At 43.3% G+C, this 22,901-nt stretch carries 21 protein-coding genes and 1 tRNA gene; 15 read left to right on the plus strand and 7 right to left on the minus strand.

All coding sequences use genetic code 11. The features are described 5' to 3' along the window. The first annotated feature begins 69 nt into the window (after positions 1-69). On the plus strand, positions 70-876 hold the full coding sequence (locus MHN02_RS09950; protein WP_239245822.1) for an alpha/beta hydrolase: 807 nt from the start codon (positions 70-72) through the stop codon (positions 874-876). After that, positions 873-1,787: a GGDEF domain-containing protein gene (locus MHN02_RS09955; RefSeq protein WP_239245825.1), complete on the plus strand. Its 915-nt coding sequence runs from the start codon at positions 873-875 to the stop codon at positions 1,785-1,787. The genes MHN02_RS09950 and MHN02_RS09955 overlap by 4 nt, the downstream gene beginning before the upstream one ends. Before the next feature lie 111 nt (positions 1,788-1,898). On the opposite strand, the gene MHN02_RS09960 is transcribed toward MHN02_RS09955, so the two are convergent. Together MHN02_RS09960 and yhbY are read right to left on the minus strand one after the other, a co-directional pair. Continuing rightward, complete coding sequence (locus MHN02_RS09960) at positions 1,899-2,675, minus strand: 3-hydroxyacyl-CoA dehydrogenase (protein ID WP_239245828.1); 777 nt, start codon at positions 2,673-2,675, stop codon at positions 1,899-1,901. A 114-nt stretch (positions 2,676-2,789) separates the two neighbouring features. After that, a complete protein-coding gene (gene yhbY, locus MHN02_RS09965; protein WP_039220582.1) occupies positions 2,790-3,083 on the minus strand; it encodes a ribosome assembly RNA-binding protein YhbY in 294 nt (97 codons plus the stop codon). Positions 3,084-3,178: 95 nt separating this feature from the next. Here yhbY and rlmE point away from each other — a divergent pair, with 95 nt between their 5' ends. From rlmE to MHN02_RS10010, 9 genes are all read left to right on the plus strand, one after another. Beyond that, positions 3,179-3,808 carry a 23S rRNA (uridine(2552)-2'-O)-methyltransferase RlmE gene (gene rlmE / locus MHN02_RS09970; protein WP_014949364.1) on the plus strand — a complete coding sequence of 210 codons (630 nt, stop codon included), beginning with the start codon at positions 3,179-3,181 and terminating at the stop codon, positions 3,806-3,808. Between the two features lie 101 nt (positions 3,809-3,909). Further along, a complete protein-coding gene (gene ftsH / locus MHN02_RS09975; RefSeq protein WP_014949365.1) occupies positions 3,910-5,856 on the plus strand; it encodes an ATP-dependent zinc metalloprotease FtsH in 1,947 nt (648 codons plus the stop codon). A gap of 210 nt (positions 5,857-6,066) precedes the next feature. Beyond that, positions 6,067-6,891 (plus strand): dihydropteroate synthase, encoded by an 825-nt coding sequence (gene folP / locus MHN02_RS09980; RefSeq protein WP_239245831.1) that lies wholly within the window; start codon positions 6,067-6,069, stop codon positions 6,889-6,891. Between the two features lie 9 nt (positions 6,892-6,900). Next, positions 6,901-8,244, plus strand: coding sequence for a phosphoglucosamine mutase (gene glmM / locus MHN02_RS09985; RefSeq protein ID WP_239245834.1), 1,344 nt, complete (start codon positions 6,901-6,903; stop codon positions 8,242-8,244). A gap of 96 nt (positions 8,245-8,340) precedes the next feature. After that, positions 8,341-9,084 carry a triose-phosphate isomerase gene (tpiA, locus tag MHN02_RS09990; RefSeq protein ID WP_239245837.1) on the plus strand — a complete coding sequence of 248 codons (744 nt, stop codon included), beginning with the start codon at positions 8,341-8,343 and terminating at the stop codon, positions 9,082-9,084. Positions 9,085-9,094: 10 nt separating this feature from the next. Next, complete coding sequence (secG, locus tag MHN02_RS09995) at positions 9,095-9,508, plus strand: preprotein translocase subunit SecG (RefSeq protein ID WP_239245840.1); 414 nt, start codon at positions 9,095-9,097, stop codon at positions 9,506-9,508. Between the two features lie 9 nt (positions 9,509-9,517). Then, positions 9,518-9,603, plus strand: a tRNA-Leu gene (locus MHN02_RS10000). A gap of 236 nt (positions 9,604-9,839) precedes the next feature. Beyond that, positions 9,840-12,134: a GGDEF domain-containing phosphodiesterase gene (locus MHN02_RS10005; RefSeq protein WP_239245842.1), complete on the plus strand. Its 2,295-nt coding sequence runs from the start codon at positions 9,840-9,842 to the stop codon at positions 12,132-12,134. A 194-nt stretch (positions 12,135-12,328) separates the two neighbouring features. Continuing rightward, positions 12,329-12,487, plus strand: a complete 159-nt coding sequence (locus tag MHN02_RS10010; protein WP_014949371.1) for a YqaE/Pmp3 family membrane protein — start codon at positions 12,329-12,331, stop codon at positions 12,485-12,487. Between the two features lie 139 nt (positions 12,488-12,626). On the opposite strand, the gene MHN02_RS10015 is transcribed toward MHN02_RS10010, so the two are convergent. The 3 genes from MHN02_RS10015 to MHN02_RS10025 form a co-directional block, all read right to left on the minus strand. After that, a complete protein-coding gene (locus tag MHN02_RS10015; RefSeq protein ID WP_239245844.1) occupies positions 12,627-13,082 on the minus strand; it encodes a hemerythrin domain-containing protein in 456 nt (151 codons plus the stop codon). A gap of 229 nt (positions 13,083-13,311) precedes the next feature. Further along, positions 13,312-14,667: an NADP-specific glutamate dehydrogenase gene (gdhA, locus tag MHN02_RS10020; RefSeq protein ID WP_052235454.1), complete on the minus strand. Its 1,356-nt coding sequence runs from the start codon at positions 14,665-14,667 to the stop codon at positions 13,312-13,314. Positions 14,668-14,674: 7 nt separating this feature from the next. Beyond that, positions 14,675-16,303: a diacylglycerol kinase family protein gene (locus MHN02_RS10025; protein ID WP_239245846.1), complete on the minus strand. Its 1,629-nt coding sequence runs from the start codon at positions 16,301-16,303 to the stop codon at positions 14,675-14,677. A gap of 150 nt (positions 16,304-16,453) precedes the next feature. Here MHN02_RS10025 and MHN02_RS10030 point away from each other — a divergent pair, with 150 nt between their 5' ends. Next, positions 16,454-16,984: a DUF2878 domain-containing protein gene (locus tag MHN02_RS10030; RefSeq protein WP_039220560.1), complete on the plus strand. Its 531-nt coding sequence runs from the start codon at positions 16,454-16,456 to the stop codon at positions 16,982-16,984. A 20-nt stretch (positions 16,985-17,004) separates the two neighbouring features. Continuing rightward, positions 17,005-17,709, plus strand: coding sequence for an SDR family NAD(P)-dependent oxidoreductase (locus MHN02_RS10035; RefSeq protein WP_014979228.1), 705 nt, complete (start codon positions 17,005-17,007; stop codon positions 17,707-17,709). A gap of 71 nt (positions 17,710-17,780) precedes the next feature. On the opposite strand, the gene MHN02_RS10040 is transcribed toward MHN02_RS10035, so the two are convergent. Both MHN02_RS10040 and MHN02_RS10045 read right to left on the minus strand, forming a co-directional pair. Beyond that, entirely contained in the window at positions 17,781-18,611 is an 831-nt protein-coding gene (locus MHN02_RS10040) for an HAD-IIB family hydrolase (RefSeq protein ID WP_239245848.1), read from the minus strand. Positions 18,612-18,790: 179 nt separating this feature from the next. Continuing rightward, the gene (locus MHN02_RS10045; protein WP_014949378.1) at positions 18,791-19,381 is read right to left on the minus strand and encodes a hypothetical protein; all 591 of its coding nucleotides are present in this window, start codon (positions 19,379-19,381) and stop codon (positions 18,791-18,793) included. 583 nt (positions 19,382-19,964) lie between these two features. Here MHN02_RS10045 and MHN02_RS10050 point away from each other — a divergent pair. Continuing rightward, entirely contained in the window at positions 19,965-21,011 is a 1,047-nt protein-coding gene (locus MHN02_RS10050) for a DNA topoisomerase IB (RefSeq protein ID WP_239245850.1), read from the plus strand. A 367-nt stretch (positions 21,012-21,378) separates the two neighbouring features. Then, complete coding sequence (gene putP / locus MHN02_RS10055) at positions 21,379-22,893, plus strand: sodium/proline symporter PutP (protein ID WP_239245862.1); 1,515 nt, start codon at positions 21,379-21,381, stop codon at positions 22,891-22,893. Positions 22,894-22,901 lie beyond the last annotated feature (8 nt).

Genomic DNA, 22,901 nt, shown 5'->3' on the forward strand with positions numbered 1-22,901 from the left:
AGTTCGGCGCTGTCGTTCAAATTTATTACTTCTTCACGCTAAGAACTCAACAACGATTGAGGTGCAATCATGCAACCTGCCCAAAGTGTAGTGGTGAGAAACAACGTAAAGATTTATGGTTCAGGAAGTACTGTCATTATGTTGGCACACGGCTTTGGCTGTGATCAAACAATGTGGCGACATCTGCTACCTTACCTTGACGATAAATATACAGTGATATTGTTTGACTACGTTGGATGTGGCGCCTCTGACTATGCAGCCTACGACAAGGTTCGTTACTCCTCGCTTACTGGCTACGCTCAAGACGTACTGGATATTTGTGAGGCGCTGAAATTAACTAAGGTCAATTTTATCGGTCATTCAGTAAGTAGCATGATTGGCATCCACGCTGCCATTCAGTCTCCAGATATATTCTCAAAGCTCGCGATGATATGCCCTTCTCCTTGTTTTCTGAATTTTCCACCTGATTATGAAGGTGGTTTTGAGAAAGAAGATTTGAAGGAGTTAATTAACCTCATGGATAAAAACTATGTGGGCTGGGCCAACTATTTGGCGCCTTTAGTGATGGGGCAAGATAGCAATGCTGACTTAACTCAGGAGCTTGAAACGAGCTTTTGTTCTACAGACCCCAAATATGCCAAGCCTTTTGCTAAAGCCACGTTTTTTGCTGACGACAGAGCGCTACTTTCTAAACTTACCCTTCCCACACTTATTTTGCAGAGCAAACACGACAATCTAGCCCCAACAGCTGTCGGTAACTATATGAATGAAATAATTCCTAATGCTCAGCTTGAAATCGTTGATGCCCATGGACATTGTTTACATATGACGAATCCATTGACTGTCTCTTCAATCGTGCAGGAGTTTGTCAGTTGAATGAGTGGAAAGAGGAAGATTTTCCCTGTTTATTATTAAAATCTGATATTGAAACGACGAAAATAACATGGCTAAACCCATTTGCTTATTCCTTCCTTGGTTTAACACGCCCTGTTGAAGCTAAAATAGCGAGCATCCTATCGAAAGCGAGCTTGATATTTTATGAAAGCTATATAAAGCCGATAATTCTCGCTAATGGAAAATATTTAGAGGTTCAAATAACGTTGATTTCTGATGCGGGAAGACGTGTTCCTGCCGTAGCGAATTTAACGGTTACAGACAACATCGTTTACTGGGCTATTTACGTAGCGGAGGAAAGAGATAAGCTTTATCAGGAACTTTTGGAAGCCAGAGACCTCCTTGAAAAAAAGACGGAAGAGTTAACTGCAGTGAGTCGCAAAGACTCTCTGACCCCCTTACTTAATCGTCGAGCTGCTAAAGAGGACATCAATGCTTTGATAGCCCAATCGTCACGCGCCTTCTTTCCGCTATCTTTCTTGTTGCTAGATGTTGATTTTTTCAAAAATATCAACGACTCCTTTGGGCACGAAGTAGGCGATAGAGTACTCATCAAACTATCAAAGGTTATCCTTGAGCATGTGCGCGAGACAGACGTCGTAGCGAGGTGGGGAGGAGAAGAGTTTTTGATTGTGCTCTCCAACGCAACGATTGAATCCATTAAGTGTTTTAGTGAAAGGCTGCATAGCGCAATTAGAACAATTTTACTGCCCGATAATAAGCCGATAACGGTGAGTATAGGTGGATCTATGCTAGATAAGAATGGGTTAGCGCATTCTGATGTGATTGCCTCTCAACTGTTAAAAGCGGATGAGGCGCTGTATTCTGCAAAGGAAAATCAAAAAGGGCACACACGGATAATGGACGAGTCTGGTGAGTTTATCGTTGTCTGAATCGCTGCAGCAAAATTTTTCCCTTATGAATGTAGAATTAAAAAATTTTATTTAAACAGCTAATAACTAAAAAAGGGAGCGATAAGCTCCCTTGATGGCAAAACCTCGCAACTATTTAGGTGGCATGCGTAAACCACCATCTAGTCGGATGGTCTCACCATTCAAGTAACTGTTGTTTGCCATATGAATAACCAGTTTTGCAAACTCTTCAGGTAGGCCAAGGCGCTTAGGAAACTGAACGTTAGCAGAAAGGGCGTCTTGCACCTTTTCTGGCATAGCAAGTAGCATTGGCGTGCCCATTACACCCGGCGCAATGGTGTTAACACGAATACCCAACGGGGCTAAGTCTCGAGCCATTGGAAGAGTTAGGCCGATAATACCACCTTTACTCGCAGCATAAGCGGTTTGCCCTATTTGACCTTCGTAGCCAGCAACTGAAGCAGTGTTTACGATAAGACCGCGTTCGCCTTCCTCGCTAATTGGCGATTGCTTTGCCATCGTCGCTGCAACTAAGCGAGAAACATTAAAGCTTCCTACTAAGTTAATATCGATAGTTTTCTGGAAGTCACACAACGGCGCCGGATTGCCTTCTTTGTCGAGCAGTCGCTTAGCTGGTGCGATGCCTGCACAGTTAACCACTAAAGAAATGGCGCCAAACCTTTCGGTTGTCGCGTCTATAGCTGCTTGAACAGAAGTTTCATCGCGTACATCGACTTTGGTGAAAAGTGTGTTGTTTTTGCCTAATTCTTCTACGCGCTGTGCGCCAAGCTCGTCATTTAAGTCGAAAAGGCTGACGTTAGCACCTGCATCTCGAAGTGCGATAGCAGTGGCGTGACCAAGTCCGGAACAACCGCCAGTAACAATGGCAGTAAGATTATTTAGCGTCATAGATTTCCCTTAAACCCTAGTTTTTCACTATTATTAAAGTGATGTTAACGGGAAGTAAGAAGAAAAACTACGGTGCCGAGGGGGATCGGCACCTTTTATTGAGTTATTTATTAGCTATTTTGGCAACTGAATTTTACAGTCTTCGCTTTGGCGGTAGATAATTAGTGTGTGACCGATTACCTGTAGCTTAACTGAGTTGGTTTCTCGAACAATGGCGTCCATGATAAGCGCTTTTTCTTCGCGATCATCAGTTGGCACCTTAACTTTAATTAATTCATGGTGACCAAGCGCGTTGTCAATTTCCGCAACCACACCTTCTGTCAGGCCGTTCCCACCTAGCTGCACAACAGGTTTTAACGGGTGTGCTAGGCCTTTTAGGAATTGTTTCTGTTTATTTGAAAGTTTCATCTAGTAATATTTCTTACAATTAATCTGTTAGTTTATGCTTGAAATAACGTATTCTAACGCCATCTTCTCTACAATCCTAATGACATTGTATTGGAATGACAAAAAAGAAACACTCCGCCAGCAGTAAACGCTGGCTACAAGAACACGTTAACGACCATTATGTGCAAAAAGCAAATAAGGAAGGTTGGCGCTCGCGAGCTATCTATAAACTGGAAGAAATTCAGAAAAAAGATAAGCTTATTAAACCAGGAATGACACTTGTAGACCTTGGTGCTGCACCGGGGGGCTGGTCACAGCTAGCCGCACAGCTCGTTGGCGACAATGGTCAAGTTATCGCGTGCGATATTTTGCCCATGGACCCAATTGTGGGCGTAGACTTTTTACAAGGTGATTTTCGAGAGGACGCTGTTCTCGACGCACTATTGAACAGAATCGGTGGGAACACCGTAGATATTGTGTTGTCAGATATGGCACCGAACCTTGCAGGTAACGCGTCGGTTGACCAATCTCGCTCTATGTACCTTTGCGAACTAGCGCTTGATATGTGTCACCAAGTGTTAAAGCCTGGTGGTTCGTTTGTCATAAAGGTGTTCCAAGGTGAGGGGTTTGTTGAGTTCATGAACGCACTTAAACAATCTTTCACAACCATAAAGACGCGTAAGCCTGACTCGTCCAGATCACGTTCGCGAGAGGTGTATTTGGTGGCTTGTGGGTATAAAGTGTAGTACGCTTTGAGATAAGCGGTTTTCGTTGCGAGTTGTGTCGTTTATTCAATAAACAACTTGTTGAATATACAAGCAATTCGGGTTTATAGAGGTTAGTAGCATTGAGCGATATGGCAAAAAATTTAATTTTATGGTTAGTCATCGCCGTTGTTTTAATGTCGGTTTTCCAGAGCTTTTCACCGAGTGAATCGTCTCGTTCGCAAACTGACTACACAACGTTTTTGAGAGAAGCAGAACAGGGAAATATTCGAGAAGTTCGCATCAATAATAGTGGCGAAATTCGAGGTACTAAGCGTTCAGGCGAAACTTTCCAAACATTCGTACCTTACTTCGATGACAAGTTAGTATCTGACTTGGTTAAGAACGACGTAAGAGTGTACGGTGAACCACCAGAAGAGCAGTCTCTTCTGACGTCTATTTTCATCTCATGGTTCCCCATGTTGCTGCTTATTGGTGTATGGATTTTCTTCATGCGTCAAATGCAGGGCGGCGGCGGCCGTGGCGCTATGTCATTCGGTAAAAGCAAAGCCCGCTTGCTTGGTGAAGACCAAATTAAGACAACATTTGCTGACGTAGCAGGCTGTGACGAAGCGAAAGAAGATGTATCTGAATTGGTAGACTTCCTGCGCGACCCTTCTAAGTTCCAAAAGCTAGGTGGTAAAATTCCGAAGGGCGTACTTATGGTAGGTCCTCCTGGTACAGGTAAAACGTTGCTTGCAAAAGCCATTGCCGGTGAAGCGAAAGTTCCATTCTTTACTATCTCTGGTTCTGATTTCGTTGAAATGTTCGTGGGTGTAGGTGCATCTCGTGTGCGTGACATGTTCGAGCAAGCTAAAAAAGCGGCGCCTTGTATCATATTTATTGATGAAATCGATGCAGTGGGCCGTCAACGTGGCGCAGGTCTAGGTGGTGGTCACGACGAACGTGAGCAAACCCTTAACCAGATGCTTGTTGAAATGGACGGCTTTGAAGGTCATGAAGGTATTATCGTTATTGCGGCAACTAACCGTCCTGACGTATTAGACCCTGCGCTTCTTCGTCCTGGTCGTTTTGACCGTCAGGTAGTGGTTGGTCTTCCAGACATTCGCGGTCGTGAACAAATTCTTAAAGTTCACATTCGCAAAGTGCCAGTGGCTGATAACGTAGAGCCGTCAGTTATTGCTCGTGGTACACCAGGTTTCTCAGGTGCTGACCTTGCTAACCTAGTAAACGAAGCTGCGTTATTTGCTGCTCGCGGCAATAAACGCCTTGTTTCAATGGAAGAGTTTGAGAAAGCGAAAGACAAAATCATGATGGGCTCTGAGCGTAAGTCTATGGTGATGTCTGAGCCTGAAAAAGAAATGACAGCGTATCACGAAGCGGGTCACGCTATAGTAGGTCGCTTGGTTCCAGAGCACGATCCGGTATACAAAGTGTCAATCATTCCACGCGGTCGCGCGTTGGGTGTGACTATGTACTTACCGGAACAAGACCGTGTGAGCCATTCTAAACAACATTTAGAAAGCATGATTTCTAGCTTGTTTGGTGGGCGTATTGCTGAAGCCATCATTTACGGTGACGACAAAGTGACAACGGGTGCGTCAAACGACATCGAGCGCGCGACTGAAATTGCTCGTAAGATGGTAACGCAGTGGGGCTTGTCGAGCAAAATGGGTCCAATGCTGTATGCTGAAGACGAAGGCGAAGTGTTCCTTGGTAAGTCTATGTCTAAGGCAACAAACATGTCTGATGACACAGCACGTGCTATTGATGCGGAAATTAAGTCACTGATTGACCGCAATTACGAGCGTGCTCAAAAGATCCTTGAAGACAACATCGATATTTTACATTCAATGAAAGACGCACTGATGAAGTACGAAACCATTGATGCTAAGCAAATTGATGATCTGATGAACCGCACTGACGTTCGTCCTCCTGCTGACTGGGATGACAGCAAGCCATCGGGTGGCGACAAGCCAAGTGGTGGTGCACCGGTTCGCGAAGGTGAAATTAAAAATGACGGCGTAGACAAACCGTCGGTAGGTAAGCCGGGCGATATTCCAAGCTAAGCTTCCACACTCATTTAAATAAACGCCAGTGAAACTGGCGTTTTTTATTAGAGCAGTTTGATTTTAATCTAGATGTTAGTTTACGGGTTTAGGTACGTTTTATTACTAATCCAGCGGGTTAAAATCAGTTTGCTTTATAGCTTCATTTCTCAACATATTTTCTGTCTAAGAAATACGGTAATTTCAAAACAAAGGTAATGCAGGTAATTCATGCAGTTTGGTAAGTACTTCATAGATCTGTCACAGCCTCAGGTAATGGGCATTTTAAATGTTACGCCTGATTCATTTTCTGACGGCGGCAAGCACACAAATGTATCTCAAGCCCTTGACCATGCGCTTCGCATGATTGAAGAAGGGGCAACTTTTATTGATATAGGTGGTGAATCGACAAGGCCAGGCGCGCCCGACGTATCGCTGCAGGAAGAACTTGATCGCACAATACCCGTTATTGAAGCCGTAGCTAAAAATACCTCATGTGTTATTTCTATTGATACCAGCAAGGCTGACGTTATGAGGGAAGCGGTGAAAGCTGGCGCGGGACTAATCAACGATGTACGTGCTTTACAAGAGCCTGGCGCATTGCAAGTAGCAGCTGAAGCACAAATACCCGTTTGTTTAATGCATATGCAGGGGCAACCCAGAACCATGCAGCAAAGCCCTGAGTATGACGATGTAGTGAATGATGTGGGCCAGTTTCTACTCGCGCGTAGTAATGCGTGTGAAGAAGCGGGCATTGCTAAAGACAAGATTTTGTTTGACCCTGGCTACGGTTTCGGAAAGTCACTAGAACACAATTATACGCTGGTGAAACACTTGCCATCGCTTATGAAGCTGGGTTACCCAGTGTTAGTAGGCATGTCTCGCAAGTCGATGATTGGCAATTTGCTAAATAGAAAAGTGGATGAGCGCTTGGCGGGAAGCATAAGCCTCGCTACAATTGTCGCCCAAATGGGCGCACAGATAATTCGCGTTCACGACGTGAAAGAAACAGCTGATGCTGTCAATATCGTGAAAATGCTGAATTCAGTAAAATAAGGAATAATAATGACGCAGCGCAAATATTTCGGCACCGACGGTATCCGCGGAAAGGTAGGCGAGAGCAATATCAACCCAGTGTTTGTTACAAAACTCGGGTGGGCAGCGGGCAAGGTCCTTGCCGGACGAGGGACGAACAAAGTACTTATTGGTAAAGACACGCGAATTTCTGGCTATATGCTGGAGTCATCTTTAGAAGCAGGGCTTTCTGCTGCGGGTATCAATATTGGTTTGCTTGGCCCTATGCCAACGCCTGCCATTGCCTATCTTACTAAAACCTTTCGCTCAGAAGCGGGTATAGTGATTAGTGCATCTCATAACCCATTTTATGATAATGGCATTAAATTCTTTTCAGCCCAAGGCTTTAAACTCGATGATGATATTGAGTTAGCGATTGAAGATATGCTTGAGCGTCCAATGACATGTGTGGCATCTGATAAGCTGGGTAAGGCTACGCGTATAAACGACGCTGCGGGTCGTTATATTGAGTTTTGTAAGGGGACATTCCCTTCAGAATTATCGCTGACAGATCTTAAAATTGTTGTGGACTGCGCACATGGCGCAACGTACCACATTGCCCCCAACGTATTGAGAGAGTTAGGTGCTACGGTTATCGAACTTGGTACAGCGCCCAACGGTTTAAACATTAACGACGGTGTGGGCGCAACCTCAATGGATGCGATTGTTGAAAAGGTTAAGGAGACCGGCGCTGATCTTGGCTTTGCCCTAGACGGCGATGGCGATCGCATTATGATGGTAGACCATCTTGGTAATGTGCTTGATGGTGACCAGATTGTTTACATCATTGCCCGCGACGCGCTAAAAAACGGCAAAATGCAGGGTGGTGTAGTTGGCACCTTGATGAGTAATTTAGGCCTTGAAAATGCGTTGTCAAAGCTTGGTGTTCCTTTCGCAAGAAGTAATGTTGGCGACCGTTATGTGATGGAGCTGTTACAACAAAAAGGCTGGTCAATTGGCGGTGAAAACTCGGGTCATGTTCTCAATCTTAATATGAGCTCAACGGGTGACGGTATTGTAGCTGGGCTTCAAGTGCTTGCCGCAATGCTTCGTTCGCACATGGACTTACACGACTTAGCAAGTGGGTTTGAGATGTACCCGCAAACGCTAGTTAACGTGAGGTACGCTAACCAAGAAGTGGATTATTTAGCACACAGCAATGTACAAAATGCTAAGAAAGAGGCTGAGTCTGCGTTAGGTAAAACGGGCAGGGTACTTCTACGTAAAAGTGGTACTGAGCCGTTAATTCGTGTGATGGTTGAGTCGAATGACGAAAGCCAATCTCACAAATGGGCAGAGCATATTGCTGAAACTGTTCGTAATCTCGCCAATTAGTTGGCGTAGCAGGAAATTTTGCTTTTTGTGCTTGTATCTTCTCAATTAAATAGTTAATATCACGCCCGCTTTGAAGACAGGGCTAAGGTCTGCGTTGTGAGTAAAAATCTTAGAAAGCCATTCGTGGCTGGCAACTGGAAAATGAACGGAAATTTGGCATTAGCTGCTGAATTTAATCAAAAACTGGCGGATGTAAAAGCTGATTCGGAAATCGTTATTTGCGCTCCTTCACTTCTTTTACACGCATTTGAAACCCATTCGTTTGCCATTGGTGCTCAAAACGTAAGTCATCTTAATAACGGCGCTCACACTGGTGAGTTGTCAGTTGAAATGCTTAAAGAAGCAGGTTGCGGTTACGCAATTGTTGGGCATTCAGAAAGACGAGAGGACCAAGGCGAGTCAAGCGAACTTGTTGCATTAAAGGCAAAGCAATGTGTTTCTTCAGGTGTCGTACCCATCATTTGTGTAGGTGAGCCACTTGAAGTGAGAGAAGCTGGTAATGTTGAATCGTTTGTTGGCGAGCAACTAGATGCACTGGTTAGCGTCATGTCGGTAGACGAACTCAGTAAGACTGTTATTGCATACGAGCCGATTTGGGCAATTGGTACTGGTAAAACAGCCAGCCCTGAACAAGCACAAGAAGTACACGAATTTATTCGCGGCTACTTTAATAAAGTAGACGCACAGTTGGCTCAAGGCCTTCGTATTTTGTACGGTGGTAGTGTTAAGCCAGATAATGCTGAAACCCTATTTGCGCAAAAAGACGTAGATGGTGGTTTGATTGGCGGAGCCAGTTTAAAAGCTGAAGATTTTATTTCAATTTGCCAAGCGGCAAACTGACGAGGTATTTATGATTTACGAAGTGCTATTAGTAGCATACCTAATTGTAGCGCTATTGCTTATTGGATTTGTATTGATCCAACAAGGAAAAGGTGCAGATATGGGCGCTTCATTTGGTTCAGGCGGCTCGAACACGGTTTTCGGCTCATCTGGTTCTGGCAACTTTATGACTCGAACAACGGCAATCCTCGCAGGTTTGTTTTTCTTCATCAGTCTTTCTTTAGGTGCTATAACAGCTAACCGTGAAAGCGCAGAGGATGAGTGGAACAACCTAGAAGTTCCTGCTTCGTTAGAAGAGCAGGTAGAGCTTCCAGCGGATCAAGACGTACCAGTGATCGAAGATGCAGCTCAGGGTGATGTTCCAGTAATTGAAAGCGATGCGACAGACGTTCCTATGTCTGACGATAGCGAAGGTTCAAACTAAAAAGTTTTCGCGGAAGTGGTGGAATTGGTAGACACGCCATCTTGAGGGGGTGGTGAGCATAGCTCGTGCGGGTTCAAGTCCCGCTTTCCGCACCAATTAAAGAAAGAGAAGGCCAGCAAAGTTGCTGGCCTTTTTTCTATTTGACCTTTTGAAAGCAAGAAGACGCAACCAACAAAACAATTGTTGACCTTGTTATAATTGTAACAAAGCGTTAAAAACCAAAAATTACAGGGTGTTATACCTGTTCGTATCTTTATTATTCAGCTATTCTTTTAGCAGTTCATCGTTTTACGCATCTTAAAATTTAGTCTATTCTTCACGGGGCACTAGAGTGCAAAAAACACTAAGTCAGAGTTTATTTCAAACCTTACTGATAGGTATTGTAATAGCATCACTTCTGATTATTGGCGCTGTCTGGCGTTCAGCCAACACCCTAGTAGTTCAAAATATTGATCACGACATTCTCTTGGCTGAAAAAGTATTTGATAAAGTCGTTGCCGACAGGCAAGCCGTTATCAGAAGCGTTTCAAAAGTCCTGTCTCGGTCTTTCGACTTTAGACGCGCTGTGGGCACTGGAAACATACCCTCTATAGAAGCCGCTTTTACAAGCTACGCAGAACGCCTAAATACAAACATCATTGCGTTAGTCAGTTTAGATCACACAGTAGTTGCAACCCATAGCGATTTATTTGAGCCTGGCCAAAACGTAGAAAGTAGCTTATCACTTGTAGCTAAAGGTCAAGATAGTGGCTTTTTTGTTGTTAACAACAACTTGGTGCAGCTAAATCTAATTCGGGTAGAAATTCCAACGCTTAGATATTACATGCTTATTGGTGTTGATTTCGATAGCGATTTATTAAACGAGTTAAAACAACTTGTAGATGCTGAAATTATCATTTCAGAAGCAGGTTCAAATAAGGTTATAAAGGCAACCTTAGATGAAGGAGACGCTCAGCGCATACTTTCATCTGAACGCGACCCGTCTTGGGTAGATGTCACTTTCAAAGACGAGTTGACCTATTTTGCGCGACAGGTAAGTATCGGCTCTGGGCAGGACTTGCCTATGGCGATTACGCTAGCCGTAGATGTAACCTCTTCGTTTAATGCGTTTACTCGCATTCAATTAACCATATTAGCTTTTTGTTTGTTAGCAATACTCGTTGCTATGGGGCTTTCTCTGTTACTAGCACGAAATGTGAGTGAGCCTGTTTCTAAGTTAGTTAAAGCAGTTAATAAGGTGGCTTCAGGGTCCTATGGTGCGACACTTGAAGCGCCATCGAAACTCAAAGAAATTACCGAGCTTGCTAATGCTGTTGATAGTATGCAGGCGAGTATTAAGAGTCGTGAGAAGCATATACGCTATCAAGCAGAACACGATGTGTTAACGGGGCTTTTTAACCGCAACTATGTTGAAGGCTTTTTCGAATCCGAGCTCAAAGAAGGGCGGGCTGTTCAAGTGGTGGCTATTACCGTCATTGGGTTTCGAACTATTAATGACCTGTATGGCTATTCAAATGGCGACAATACGTTAAAAGCGTTAGCTGAGCGTTTACAGCGCTGGCCTGGCACGTCTGCGCGCCTTGCTGGCGGTGAGATTTTATATATATCGCAGGAATCTCTTAATGATGACCAACTGGAAACTTTAAAGCACATACTTGAGCAGCCTGTTGAAAGCAACTTAATTGCTATTCCTGTAAAAGTTGCAATGGCAATTATCGAGTGCCCACAAGATGCTGCATCCTCTGAAGAGCTCTTCAGAAAAATGAATATAGTCACCGATGAAGCCATTCACAGTGACAGTTGGTGTGTTCGCTATCGAACTGATTTGGAAGATAAATATAACCGCCGACTTGCTATTACAACAGAGTTAAAACGTGCTCTTGCCAGTCAGCAGAATGAACTGTCTATGGTCTACCAACCTAAAGTTGATTTAAGGACTATGAAAGTTTGTAGTATGGAAGCGTTAATTCGTTGGAACAACAGTGCACTTGGTTTTGTTCCTCCTGATGAGTTTATCACTATTGCTGAGCAAGCAGGATTGATTGAGCAGGTCACGACTTGGGTTATGCAGCAGACTATTGCCGATTTAGCTTATTTCAGAGCTAAAGGATATGAATTTACTGTGGCAATGAACCTTTCGACTCAAGACATACAAAACAAAGTATTGCTGCGTAAGCTTGTTGCTTTGCTTACGCAAGAGGGGCTTTCCCCTGAGGCGCTGGAACTTGAAATTACTGAAAGTGACTTGGTTGCCGACGCATCGCTCGCCATAGAGAACCTAAATGAGCTAACAGCCCGTGGATTTCACTTTGCGATAGATGATTTCGGCACGGGCTATTCTTCATTGGCGTACTTAAAGAATCTACCAGTCACAACAATCAAGATAGATAAAAGCTTTATTCTTGCTCTAGCAAGCGACGAGAACGATCAACAAATAGTTCACACCGTGCTTAGTTTAGCAAGTGTCTTCAATTTAAAAGTGGTTGCAGAGGGTGTAGAAGATGTTGCGTCGCTAGAAATCTTGAAAGAGTGGGGGTGTGATATCGCACAAGGTTATTTCATCAGTCGTCCTCTTAATCGTTCAGACCTAGAAAATTGGCTGCAAAATACGCCTTTCGGTGAATAGCTTTCTTATTACAAAAAATTTATATTTTTGAAGTCAATGAGATGCTCAATCGTTTATCAACGCTGACATGGCATCTAAAATGCAAACAATTATTATGAAGCGCGAAAATCGCTCCGCAGGCTGAACACTTTCATCAAAGTGTGAGTTTTTTGCCTACTGAGTTGTGAAATTACTTCAAAAACAAGGAATTTACTATGGACATCATTCGTATACTTTTATCAATTTTACTTCCACCGCTAGGCGTATTTTTACAGGTAGGTATTGGCGCGCATTTTTGGATCAATATTCTATTGACTATTCTTGGTTATTTTCCAGGTGTAATTCACGCGGTTTACATCATCGCTAAAAAGTAGCCACCTAAAGGCTTCTGTAAGTCGTTATAGGCGCCAGAGCAAAGAATATTAAATATGTAAAAGCCAGCTTTAATAGCTGGCTTTTTACTTTATGACGCCTTTCGGACTGAACATTATCGCCATGGATACCATGGCTATGTTATGCAGTGAGTTTTTCGTTGTCTAATTCCTGTTTCATCTCTTTTTGATATTCATCAGCAAGTTTTGTTTTCTGGCGGTCATTAAGCACATTACCCGCAACCTGGAAGAACTCTTGTTCTTCGTCAGCAAGGTGATGTTCCACTTTTTCCTGAAGTGCTTTTAAATAACGTAACCATGCAGGTGAACTCATATCGGTGTCATCAAGCTTCGCCAGTAATTCATCAATCTCGTGATGCTCTGCAATACCATGACGGGTCAAATCTGCGGTGGCGTCTTTTTCTAAAAGATGAGAATAAAAGTGGCGCTCCTCAGCAATAGCATGACTTTCAAGCTGTGTCTTAAGCTCTTGATAATATTCACGGCGTGCAGCTGTATCTCCACTTGTTTCAGCTAAAATCTTTAGCAATAAACGTTGCTTCTCATGGTCTTGGCGTAAAGCTTCAAAAATTTTCATGGGTAGTTCCTTATAAATACCTAAAAAATGAATCACACCTGTGGTAATGCTATTTTTATTCCATGAATGAGATATTTGTTACGCGCTGATTTTTAAAAGAAATTTCAAATGAAGTGACATAGAGTCATTGAATTGGGGAAGGGGACAACGCAAATTTTACAAGTTAGTTTCCGATAAATTCACGGCAGTAAGTCCGTGAATTTATCGAAAAAGGGAGATGGGATATGCGCTACACGCCTTGTGCGACCATTGCGTCAGCGAGTCTACGAAATGCTGCTACATTGGCGCCTTTCATATAATCAACGTAGCTGCTTCCAGCATCGCCTTCAGATTTACCCTCATCAACACAGCGCTGATGAATGCTTTCCATAATAGCGTATAACTGGTCATCAAGTATCTTCGCATTGCGCTGATTGAACATGGCGTTTTGGCTCATTTCTAATCCCGACAAGGCGACACCACCCGCATTAGATGCTTTTCCAGGCACATAAACAATTTTGGCATCTAAGAAAAGGGCTTGTGCCTCATTCGTACACGGCATGTTCGCACCCTCTAAAACCATCTTACAGCCGTTATCCAGTAATAACTTGGCATCTGCTTCAAGCAGTTCATTTTGCGTTGCACAAGGTAAAGCAATATCACATTTTATATGCCACGGCTTTTTATCGGCTATCCATTCGCCTATGTTTTTATCTGCCATATCCACAAGAATATTATCTCGGTTAGCGTGGTTGTTAATTGCCCATTTTAATGCCGTATCCGATAACCCTTCTTCAACATGCAGAAGACCCCGGCTATTAGACAGCGAAATAACTTTTCCGCCTTTCTCTACCGCCTTGAGCGCCGCATGCAACGCTACGTTTCCGGCTCCAGATACTGCAATAGTATTGCCTTCAATGTGAGAATTTCGTTGTTTACAAACCGCTTCTAAAAAGTAGATTAAGCCAAAACCTGTGGCTTCAGTGCGCACATAACTTCCACCAAATTCTAACCCCTTGCCTGTCAACACACCTTCGAACCTGTTGTTTAACCTACGGTATTCACCATAGAGATAACCTATTTCTCTAGCGCCTACGTTAATATCACCAGCAGGTACATCTGTGTTCGCGCCTATGTGTCGTTGCAATTCACGCATGAATGCTTGGCAAAACAACATAATATCTCGGTCTGAGCGTCCTTTGGGGTTAAAGTCAGAGCCACCTTTTCCGCCACCCATGGGCAAGCCAGTAAGTGCATTCTTGAAACACTGTTCGAAAGCAAGAAACTTAAGCACCGATAAGTTGACGGTAGGATGAAAGCGCAAGCCACCTTTGTAAGGGCCCATGGCTGAATTGTGCTGTACACGCCAACCTTGATTGACTTCAATATTGCCATCACTGTTCATCCACGACACGGTAAAATAAATAATGCGTTCAGGCATGCAAATGCGTCTTATAATATCGAACGCTTTGTAGTCTTTGTTTGCATTGTAAATAGGAACAATATCTTCTAATACTTCGTGTACCGCCTGTAGGTATTCCGTTTCGTTAGCAAACTTCTCATTAAGAAAGGTATAGATTTCTTCAAAGTTACTTTTCTGAGTCATGTACTGCTTAATCCTTTTCTTCAAAATTGGTGAGAACGTTAAGGCTTCGAGGGCATGTTTTTATCTCAAGCTTTTCGCCTTCGTAGATCTCGCCGTCGACAGCATACGCCGTGGGCTTATCAAATGTTAACGTTATGCTTGATGCGCGTTCGTGCCGTATAGATTCAGATTGCTTCTTTGCTTCAGCTGGACTTAGCACTAGCTCTGCTAACGATGCGAATTGTTTATCAGAGCTGGGCTGAGGTAATAGCCAGGTCAAATCAAGCTTTCCATCGGTGATGTCGGGCGGCTCAGCGCCCTGAGCAAGTGCTGTGGTCATTGGGGCTGCGTTTGCAATAACAAAGCTCGGCGTTTCTAAGGTTTCAGCTGGCTGGTTGTCTTTTGCTACTTTAAACGTCATGTTTTCGTTATTTGAAATCGCGTTCCATAGCCCTTTTAGGTAGGCAAACTGGCCGCCTACATTCTTTTCTTCGCGATCAGCGGCCGAAATCATTTTTTCCTCGAAGCCAACTGCTGCTACCAAAAGCATAACGTGGTCGTTACAGGTCGCGGTATCTATGGCTAAGGTGTTGCCCTCTATAATGATGTCACATGCTGTACTAATAGGCATGACTTTACTAATGTAGCCATGCAACACTTGGCTCAGTGCGTTTGCTGTACCAAAAGGGATAATCCCCATGGTAACGTCGGTGTTGACCAAAGCCGATGCGACTTCAGTTAACGTTCCATCGCCTCCGCATGCGACAATAATGTGGGCGCCGTCTTGTTTTGCCTTTTCTGCTAGTGCCTTACCATCTACTTCAGGTGTGGTTTCTTTCACGGTCACTTTGAATTTTTCATTTAATCGAGAAAGAACGTCATCTCGGTATTGCTCCCATTTACCGCCACCAGCAACTGGATTAACAATAAGGGTTAAATTCTTTTGTAGTGAAAGTAGGCCACCATCTCTAATCTGCTGCAGCGATGCTAATTGACGTTTGTTGAGCCTTGCTGTTTGGCGTATCTGGTTAATTTCACGTAATGCATCATCTACACTCAACGAAGGGTTTTTGGCCAGTAAATAGGCTGCAACCACCAGAACAGAGCGACCTCGTCCAAGCGCACAATGCACAACAACATTTTTCTTTTCAGAAATTTGCTGATTCAACCAATTTATTGCTAAAACAAGTTGTTCAGGAGTGGGGCTGGTATGGTCGAGTACCGGTACGTTTAAATAGCGGTAATCTTCTTGATATGCCGTCCAATCCAGTCCATCAAATTCAGCGGTTACGTCAAGAATGGCATCAATGTTGTTTTCTTTTAAAAGGCTAACATGTTTTCCCGACATGCGGCACGCAAGGAATAAGTGCGGCTCAATTTTTTGTAGGGGAGGGACTTTATCCGTTCTGCGTGCGTATTCATTGTAAAGCCAAGAGCCCAGTAAAAAAGGTACAAAAATCCAGCGTATGTAGAATGGTATTGAGCCATCCTCACGTTTGCGAAACAGGCTTGGATAGTTGAGCAAATAGGCGCTGCTTACGGCAATAAGGGAAAATGCAATCCAACCAAATACCACTTTTAATAATATCACTGGCACGGTCAGCGTTAGTGCTAACGCCACTAATGCACCAAGTACGTAATACTTCACCATTTTCACGATTAACACATCCTTTGTAATTGGAAAGAGCAAACAGTCTATGCATCTATACTTACACTGGAGCGTTTTCGTTTACTTTTGTCGCAATAGGGTTGAACTATCACGTACCGGTAAACGTATGCTTAGGTATTGAAAATATGAGCGTTTCAAATGAAGAATAGTGCAGTACTAAAGGTTGCGAACTTTGTATGGTTCCAAGGAATTTGGTGGCTGGTCATCTTGTTCCAGAATAAAGCAGTAATTCCAGTGTTAGGGTTAATCCTTCTATGGATAGTCATTTCGCCCAAGCGAGTGGAAGATATAAAGTTAATGGGCACGGTATTTTTACTGGGCACGGTGGTTGATGCGCTTTTAACCTTAAGCGGGCTGTTCATTTTTAACGAGACAGAAACGCTGGTCAGCTTCTGGCCAATTCCAATTTGGCTAAGTCTTCTATGGGCAGCCTTTGCAGGTACGGTCTATCACAGTTTAACCGCCTTTAATGGCCGAATGGCCGTTGCGGCGCTTGCTGGAGCTATCTTCGCGCCGCTCAGTTATATCGCCGGCGCCAAATTCGGCGCGGTTGAATTGGGCGCAAGCGTTGTGCTTTCTTATATTTTTATCGCTCTAGTGTGGAGTGTAATCTTCCCGCTGTGTTTTTATTTATCCAATCGTTTTGAGGCAAAACAAGCCCAAGCGTAAATGCAAGGAGTGTATTGGCAATGACGAAAAACGTATTAGTTACAGGTGGAAACAGAGGTATAGGTCTAGAAATAGTAAAAGGAATGCTGTCTAAAGGCTATAAAGTGCTAATGGGGTGTCGAGACGAAGAGGCCGGCCTTGAAGCCAAGAAAGATATTGTGGGAGGGGATTTGCATATTATTGAGATGCCTCTTGATAACGAAACCGCCATCGTCGATGCGTTTGTTCGAGCTGAGGCCGTGTATGGCCCTATTGATATCCTCATAAACAATGCGGGTATCTTAGACGACACGCCATGGAAAGATGTAAATTCTGAGACGTTGGCTAAATCGATGCAAATTAATGTGAACGCCCCGCTTACACTTATCCAGCAAACGTTACCGCAAATGATTGAGCGAGGTTTTGGACGTATTATCAATGTAAGCTCTAGTTACGGTAGCTTCGCCGAGGGGCTGAAAGGGCCAATGTGCTATGCGATAACAAAGGCTGCTATTAATGCGCTTACGGTTAAGATGGCAGCGGTAGTTGATGAAGCTGCTGACGGTAAGTCTCTTGATGTAACCGTTAATAGCATGACCCCGGGTTGGGTGCATACCAGAATGGGTGGAAGTGATGCGCCCAAAACGCCCGAGGAGGGAGCAGATACGGCTATTTGGTTAGCAACCATGGAAGAGGGCGGCCCCCATGGCCAATTCTTAAAAGATAGAGAGCCTATAGAGTGGTAGCCTTAATTAACTAGCCTAATTCATATAGTTTGAAGGCTACCATTTTCACGAAGCTTTTTAATCAGCATCTTCTAAAGTGAGAATCGCTCTCGTAGAAAGCGGGCGATTCCATCTTCATCGTGATGCCCAATGACGGAAGTGGCGGCGTCTTTGATATAAGGTTTAGCGTTAGAAGGTGCATAAGCCTCGTCTGCTAGCTTAAACATACTTAAATCATTATCACTGTCGCCAAACACAATAACGTTGCTTGCATTCAACTGTTGGCGCAAAAGCTCTACCGCACTGCCTTTATTCGCAAGATTGTGGTGTACATCCATCCAACGGTACTCATTCCCTTCGATAGCTGGCCCAGAGTACGCTATCAGTCCTTCGTGCATGTTAAGCTGCTTATACATGTCATAGACTAGCGGTGCATCTCCGATCATACTGATGTTTGTTATATGTGCATTAGCAGGTAGCAACTCAATAGACGCTAGTCGCGCTTTAGTGCGCGAAAAATACTTTTCAATTAAATCGTGTTCCACCTGATGCTTAGGCGACGAATGGTAAATCACGTGCTCGTGATCTGGGCTATCCATATTCACTGTGTTAATGAAAGGCGTAATATTGTTATTTACGGCGTGCTCGATAATAAGATTTACTTCACTGGGCGCGAGCAAATTTTCTAGTGTTAGCGCGTTTCCGGCAGGATCCCAAATTGCCACCCCATTATTATAAATGTGAGGGAGTACAAAAGACTGACCTTGTAGCACAAATTGCGCTGAATGCATGGTACGACCCGTCGCTACGGTGAATGCAATGTCTCTCTCACCAAGCAAGCCCAACGTCTCTTTAGTAAACGAGGAGATTTCAGAAGACTTATTTAATAAAGTGCCATCTAAATCAAAAAATATTAAATCCATACAATTGGTGCCTAATCTCTCTTTCAGAATAACGCCGACCAAACGACGAAGGGCAATAAACGTGGAGTTCGTTATATTGCCCTTCGAAAATATTGGAACAGCTAGATTGATAACTCCGCTATGATTACTGTATCACATTCTGCTTTGAAGCAGCGTTCCATATTATGTCGCTAGTCTTGCTACCGAATAGATTCGACCACTTTGTCGGTGTGCTGCTTCAGTAATTGCGAGACTTTAGAAGCAGACTGTGACTTTTTAAGGTTAATTACCAGCGCAACTTTACCATATCTAACCGCGTGTCTTACGGTTTGTATAACCTCATTTCTGTCTGGACGTAAACCGATTAAACCCGCTATGAATAACCCAATGAATATGCCTGGGCTAATTAGTGCTATGTAGGTAAACAAAGGATTTTGTTGAGTAAGCGCTGGGCCAAACTGCGTTAACAAAAATGCCGCCACTAAACCTACAATCAGACCGATTGAACCAAGCAACAGGTGGGACGACCACATGCTTTTGCCAATGGATGCGCTGTTACGTTCAAGTTTTTCACTCATTTTAGGGTCGCCAGCTTCGATAATTTCTACTTGAGATACCTCAACAGATGTTTGGTCTTGAACTATCTCAAGTACTTCCTGCACTTTACGTTTTGACGGAAATACAGCCGCGACTTGCAAATCACCGGTTGATACAACATGGGCTCTCAAATTCTCATGTTCATTACTGTTTTCGCTTTTTGACTCTACGTTTTTCGAACTTTGAACATTCATCTTTAAATCCTCGACTTCTTACTTGGACTCTCTAAATCAATCCACTTCACTTGCACTTCACAGGGTATTGCTGTTCGGCTTCACCTAAGTGCATAGGTAACCCGACAACTATTGTTCATACTTATTCAAGTTGCATTCCGACGAAGAAAAGTAGCGGTTTATACTTTAGTAGAAAAAAGAGGAAGTTCGTTTTTATGATATTGTTTTTAAACGTTATTTTCAGAATGTTAAATATGATTTAGTAAGCTTTAAGGCGAAATAAAGAAGGATTTCGAAGCGATATGCTGAGTTTTAGCAAGCGCCGCTACCGGACCAAACAGCCGGTACTGTGATAATTTTACACATAGCGTGAAAATTCGTTATGGCCTTTAAAATCACTGTCTTGCCGTGGAAGCGTCGGCTTGCCGCAAGGTTACTTGCGTGTAGTGATCATTTCTGTACGTTCTTCTGTAGATTCTATTTATAAATTGAGATTTGGTACCGTTGTTTGCAATCTGACTAAGAAAGCACAGCGAGCATCTGCGGCCGTAGCAGCACCTTAACAGTCGGTCTTCTTAGCTGGTAAGGACAGGAGTATCTATAAATGAAACGGATTAAGGGCTATTGCAACGTCTACTCTGATGATAGCCATCTATCAATAAGGCGCATCGCTTGCGGTGATAAACGGTTTTACTATCGCTATGCAAGTGGAAAGAAAGTCACAGGAGAGCGCGTGTTAAAGCGTATCAAAAAGCTTGTCATTCCTCCAAATTGGCGCGACACCTTTATAAGCCGTGACAGTAAAGCCAGCGTTCAAGCCGTCGGCTATGACGAAAAAGGACGTAAACAATATATCTATCACAACAAATGGCACGAGCAGCAGCAAGTAGAAAAATTTGAGCGTTTGGTTGCCTTTGGTAATGCACTTCCTGAGTTCCGTGAGCACTGTCTTTCATTAATTTCACAGCCAACATGGACGCAAGAAAGAGCTTGCGCGCTGGTGTGCCTGTTGCTCGATTACACAGGTGCTAGAGTTGGCAACGCTCAATATAGCAAGGAAAATAATACATATGGGTTAACTACATTGCGGCGCAAGCATGTACAAGCGCAGTGTGACGATAGTGTTGAACTTGCTTACATTGGTAAGCACGGCAAACCAAGAACACTAAAAGTAAACGACCCTGAGCTTGCTTCATTAGTTTGTGACTGTGCGCAACAACAAGGTTACTGTTTATTTCGTTATCAAGATGAGAATAAACAATGGCACGACGTAACGAGCGAAGACGTTAATGCGTTTATCCACAACGAACTAAGTGAACAGTTCAGTTGTAAAGACTTTCGAACGTGGGCATCAAGTCGATTTGCACTAACAAACCTGCCCAGTGTGTATGAACAGATAGCAAACTCCAGAACCAAGAAATGGGAGAGTACGTTAAGTAAGTGTGTTGCAGCAGAACTTGGCAATACTCCCACCGTTTGCAGGAAATATTATATTCATCCGAAACTATTTACTGTGAAAAATGACGAAAAGGCGTGTGAGAAGCTAATTAATCGGGTTCGCTCGCTACATAGTGAAGATTGTACGCAACTTACCCATTTACTGCCTGTAGAAAAGCTTCTTTTGGATGTTATTTCGTCTGAGTGCGCGTAACAAAGTATTATTAATGAAAATGTTTTAGCTGATAGTAAAGTTGCTGTTTTTTGCGACTTTTCAGCTAAAGTTAAATTGTTTCATAAATGACTTAGTGTTTTTAAGTTAATGAATGCTAATGGTAATTTTGAATTTTATTAGCGTAATATGCTGTGAAACATGGTTGGTGCTAATTTAAACATAAGTGCCTGTTAAACGATGTTGTTTAAAAATTGCACTTGAAATTTTCTGTCAGATCCTTATATTGTTAGAGCTCTAATGATTATTGTTCGATTTAATTATTTGCTTTTGAATTTCAATTAGCAAAGGTTAAATGGCGTTTTCATTTACGAGTTTTCGAAGAGCAATAGAGGAAATAACGAACGTTATGCCAATGGAAAGTTACCTATCACTAGCGGTGTATTTTATAGCGATGTTAGGGATAGGGTTGTTTGCTTACCGACAATCTACCAGTGATATTTCTGGTTATATTTTGGGAGGGCGACAAGTTAGCCCTCAAGTAACCGCACTGTCTGCGGGTGCGTCTGACATGTCTGGCTGGATGCTAATGGGCTTACCAGGTGCAATGTACTTAACCGGTTTCGATGCGGTTTATATTGCAATAGGGTTGGTTGCAGGTGCGTTGGCCAATTATTTACTAGTAGCACCAAAACTTCGCGTTTATACCGAAGTAGCGAACGACTCGCTGACTGTGCCTGAGTTTTTTGCGAAGCGTTTTAATACGCCTAACTCAAGCTTACGTATTGTTTCAGCGGTGATTATCGTACTGTTTTTCACGCTATACACCTCTGCCGGGTTAGTTGCAGGTGGTAAGTTGTTTGAAAGCGCGTTTTCGGTCGATTATCAGTTAGGCCTATTTATTACGCTGGGTGTAGTGGTGTCTTATACGCTACTTGGTGGTTTCTTGGCAGTAAGTCTTACGGACTTTGTGCAAGGGTGCATTATGTTTGTGGCGCTGGTACTGGTTCCAATCGTTGCGTTTACCGAGTTCGATAGTGTGTCGCAAATGACAAGCGCCGCTTATCAATCTGTACCCAATTTTTCTGAATCGTTAGAAACGCTAACGATTGTTGGGTTGCTATCGAGTTTAGGTTGGGGCTTAGGTTACTTTGGACAGCCGCACATTATTGTTCGCTTTATGGCAATTCGTTCTGTTAATGCCATTGGCACAGCGCGAAATATCGGCATGTCGTGGATGTTAGTGACCATTGTTGGTGCATTGGCAACAGGATTTGTGGGCATTGCTTATGCCAATCAGTTTGGTCTTGCTGTCGACGACCCTGAGACAATATTTATTATTTTCTCACAATTGCTGTTTCACCCACTTATTAGTGGATTTCTAATGGCCGCTATTTTAGCCGCTATTATGAGTACAATTTCGTCGCAACTGCTGGTTAGCGCAAGTTCGTTAACCGAAGACATTTACCGCGTAATGGTAAATAAAAAGTCTTCAACCAAGGCGCTGAGTGAAAAGCAAACGGTAACAATTGGCCGTTATGGTGTAGCAGGTGTAGCTGTGGTTGCATTGTTATTAGCCATGGATGCGTCGAACACAATTTTATCTTTAGTAAGTAATGCTTGGGCAGGTTTTGGTGCAGCATTTGGTCCGTTAGTACTGTTTTGTCTGTATAAAAAGGACCTAACAGCGAAAGCGGCAATGGCGGGCATGATCAGCGGTGCGGTAACCGTACTGTTCTGGATTTATGCGCCCGTTTTAGCTGACGGTAAAACGTTAAGCAGCGTTATTTATGAAATTATTCCAGGGTTTGCGGTAAGTACGTTAACGCTTTATGTGGTAAGTCGCTTTAGCGAAAACCCATCGTCAAACGTACAAGCAACATTTGCGCAAGCCAGTGAAGAATTAGCAAATCAACAATCTTAAGGTTAAAA

It is taken from the genome of Alteromonas sp. CNT1-28 (assembly GCF_022348345.1).
Lineage (GTDB): Bacteria > Pseudomonadota > Gammaproteobacteria > Enterobacterales > Alteromonadaceae > Alteromonas > Alteromonas macleodii.

What these genes read in the sequence shown, in the direction of transcription:
- rlmE (WP_014949364.1), top strand. Translation starts at nt 3,179, where the DNA reads ATGACAAAAAAGAAACACTCCGCCAGCAGTAAACGCTGGCTACAAGAA.
- MHN02_RS10040 (WP_239245848.1), bottom strand. Translation starts at nt 18,611, where the DNA reads ATGGATTTAATATTTTTTGATTTAGATGGCACTTTATTAAATAAGTCT.
- putP (WP_239245862.1), top strand. Translation starts at nt 21,379, where the DNA reads ATGCCAATGGAAAGTTACCTATCACTAGCGGTGTATTTTATAGCGATG.
- MHN02_RS10050 (WP_239245850.1), top strand. Translation starts at nt 19,965, where the DNA reads ATGAAACGGATTAAGGGCTATTGCAACGTCTACTCTGATGATAGCCAT.
- MHN02_RS10010 (WP_014949371.1), top strand. Translation starts at nt 12,329, where the DNA reads ATGGACATCATTCGTATACTTTTATCAATTTTACTTCCACCGCTAGGC.
- glmM (WP_239245834.1), top strand. Translation starts at nt 6,901, where the DNA reads ATGACGCAGCGCAAATATTTCGGCACCGACGGTATCCGCGGAAAGGTA.
- MHN02_RS09960 (WP_239245828.1), bottom strand. Translation starts at nt 2,675, where the DNA reads ATGACGCTAAATAATCTTACTGCCATTGTTACTGGCGGTTGTTCCGGA.
- MHN02_RS10015 (WP_239245844.1), bottom strand. Translation starts at nt 13,082, where the DNA reads ATGAAAATTTTTGAAGCTTTACGCCAAGACCATGAGAAGCAACGTTTA.
- yhbY (WP_039220582.1), bottom strand. Translation starts at nt 3,083, where the DNA reads ATGAAACTTTCAAATAAACAGAAACAATTCCTAAAAGGCCTAGCACAC.
- folP (WP_239245831.1), top strand. Translation starts at nt 6,067, where the DNA reads ATGCAGTTTGGTAAGTACTTCATAGATCTGTCACAGCCTCAGGTAATG.
- MHN02_RS10045 (WP_014949378.1), bottom strand. Translation starts at nt 19,381, where the DNA reads ATGAATGTTCAAAGTTCGAAAAACGTAGAGTCAAAAAGCGAAAACAGT.
- MHN02_RS09950 (WP_239245822.1), top strand. Translation starts at nt 70, where the DNA reads ATGCAACCTGCCCAAAGTGTAGTGGTGAGAAACAACGTAAAGATTTAT.
- MHN02_RS10035 (WP_014979228.1), top strand. Translation starts at nt 17,005, where the DNA reads ATGACGAAAAACGTATTAGTTACAGGTGGAAACAGAGGTATAGGTCTA.
- MHN02_RS10030 (WP_039220560.1), top strand. Translation starts at nt 16,454, where the DNA reads ATGAAGAATAGTGCAGTACTAAAGGTTGCGAACTTTGTATGGTTCCAA.
- secG (WP_239245840.1), top strand. Translation starts at nt 9,095, where the DNA reads ATGATTTACGAAGTGCTATTAGTAGCATACCTAATTGTAGCGCTATTG.
- gdhA (WP_052235454.1), bottom strand. Translation starts at nt 14,667, where the DNA reads ATGACTCAGAAAAGTAACTTTGAAGAAATCTATACCTTTCTTAATGAG.